The 2,420-nt window shown below is 74.3% G+C and carries 1 protein-coding gene; it reads right to left on the bottom strand.

What is annotated here, in order from left to right; all coding sequences use genetic code 11:
* Positions 1–3 precede the first annotated feature (3 nt).
* Complete coding sequence (locus ACFU6K_RS36845; protein ID WP_380670682.1) at positions 4–2,262, bottom strand: MMPL family transporter; 2,259 nt, start codon at positions 2,260–2,262, stop codon at positions 4–6.
* Positions 2,263–2,420 lie beyond the last annotated feature (158 nt).

The following is a 2,420-nucleotide window of genomic DNA, read 5'->3' as shown; positions in this document are numbered from 1 at the left end:
CCCTCAGCGGCCCGGCGTCAGCCGGTAGGGGTCCGGGGCCGAGCCCGCGTCCGGGGCCGAGCCCGCCTCCGGCTCCGGCGCGTACGCCCGGTCCCGCGGGTGGCGGCGGGCCGCGGTGCGCCCCGGGCGGACCGGCCACCAGATGCCGCGGCCGAACAGCGCGGCCAGCGCGGGCACCAGCACCACCGACAGCAGGAAGGCGGAGAGCAGGATGCCGAGCGCCAGCGCGAAGCCGACCTGCCGGCTCGCCGGGGTCGCGGCGAGGGTGGCGAAGGAGCCCGCCAGCACCAGGCCCGCCGTCGCGATGGCCGGGGCGGTGTGCCGCACCGCCCGGGCCACGGCCGCACGGGCCGGCCCCGGCTGCTCCATCTCCTCCCGGATCCGGTCGCTGATCAGGATGTTGTAGTCGGTGCCGAGCGCGACGACGAACAGGAAGAGCACCAGCGGGAGCGTGAAGTTGACGCCCGGCTCGCCCAGGCCGTGTTGGAAGAGCAGGGCCGAGGCGCCGAGCGTGGCCGCGAAGCAGAGGCCGACGGAGACCATCAGGACCACCGGCGCCAGCAGGCTGCGCAGCAGCATCAGCAGGATCAGCGCGATCAGCGCGGCCGCGATCGGGAAGACGAGCCGCAGGTCGTGGTCGACGGCCTTCGAGATGTCGGCGAAGACCGCCGGGGTGCCTCCGACATGGGCCGTCGTCCCGGCGGGCGTGTGCGCGGCGACGGCGGCCCGCAGCGGCCCCGAGACCACGTCACGGGCCTGCTGGGACTGCGGGTCCGCGGTCAGGTAGAGGTCGATCCGGGCGGCCCGCCGGTCCTCGGCGAGGGCGGTCCCCGCCACCTGTCCCACGCCCGCGACCTGTCCGAGCGCGCGGGACAGGCCGTCGAACCGCTCCGCGCCGAGCGTGCCGCCGTCCTTGGCGGTGAGGTAGACGGTGGTCGGGTCCGACACACCGGCCGGCAGCGCGCGGGAGATCTCGGCCGCGGTGCTGGCGGCGGCGGTGCGCGGGCCTTCGGCGCCCTGGCCGTAGTCCATCCTGATCCCGACCGTCCCGAGGGCCAGCGCGCCCAGTGCGGCGACGGAGGCCACCGCCAGGGCCAGCGGCCGGCGCGCCACCAGGCCGCCCAGCCGGGCCGACACGCCCTCACGCGGCCGAGCCTGGAGCGCACGCGAGGGCCAGAACATCCCGCGTCCGCAGGCCGCCAGCAGGGCGGGCATCAGCGTCAGGCTGCCCAGCAGCATGACCAGGACCGAGACGGCGATGGCCGGGCCGAGCACCCGGAACTGCCCGAAGCTCGCCACCCCGAGCGTCGCGAAGGCGGCCACGATGGTCAGCGCCGCCGAGGTGATCGCCGTGCCCACCCGCCCAGAGACCTCCGCGGCCACGAGCCGGACGGGCGTTTCGGGCCGCGCCCGCAGCTGCTCGCGGAAGCGGAACAGCAGGAACAGCAGGTAGTCCGTCCCGATGCCGATCAGGACCACCTGGATCAGCGACGGGGTGCTCGGGTCGATCCTGATCCCGGTGAGCATCGCGGCGCCGACCACCGCGCCCAGTGCCACGCCACCGATCAGGGCGACCGCGAGCAGCGGCAGCAGGGCCGCCAGCACGCTGCGGAACACCAGCACGTTGAGCAGCACGATCAGCCCCATGGTGAGGGCTCCCATGACCTTCGCCATGGTCTTCCCGTCGTCCTTGGTGTCCACCGTGCCGGCCAGGCCGCCGGTGAAACCGGTGCGCAGCCCCGCGTCGGCGTACTGGGCCCGCGCCGAGTCCCGGAAGGCCCGGAAGAGGTCCTGCATCCCCGGCTCCTCGGGGTTGCCGACCAGCCCGACGGAGAGCAGCTCGAAGCTCTTGTCCGGTGCCACCATCGCCGGGGAGACCGTGGGGGTCTGCGAGTGGTCCCGCGCCAGGAAGGCCGGCCCGTCCTCCTCCTTGGGCTTCGGCATGGTGACCCGCTGCCGGCCCAGCTTCTCGGCCAGGGTGCCGATCCGCTGGTGGTCCGCGGCGGTGAGCGGGCCGCCGTCCGGGCGGGCGACCAGCACGGTCACCGTGTCGGCGTCGGGCTTCACCCCGAACCTGTCCTCGGCGATCTTCAGCGCGGCGGCCGAGTCGTAGCTCGCGGGCAGGAAGTCGCCGACCCGGGTCTGCGTGACGCGGAATATCAGCGCCCCGCTCAGCGCGGTCAGCGCGACACCCAGCACCGTCCAGAGGGCGATGACCTTCCATGGGTTTCTCGTCGAGAATCCGGTCAGGGCGCGGATCAAGGTGTTCTCCTGCGTATCGACTTGCGGGTGGACTCGGCACCGGGTTCCCGGCCGGTCTCCAGACGATCACGCGACACCCCCCGGATTCGTCCGGGCACAGGATGAACGGAAGCGGGGCCCCAGGGTCCGGCAGCCGTCCGGGACCAGGACCGTGGTCC

The organism is Kitasatospora sp. NPDC057512 (assembly GCF_042802135.1).
Classification (GTDB): Bacteria; Actinomycetota; Actinomycetes; order Streptomycetales; family Streptomycetaceae; genus Kitasatospora.
Note: the sequence above shows the minus strand (reverse complement) of the source record. Positions and strands in the feature narration are given on the sequence as shown.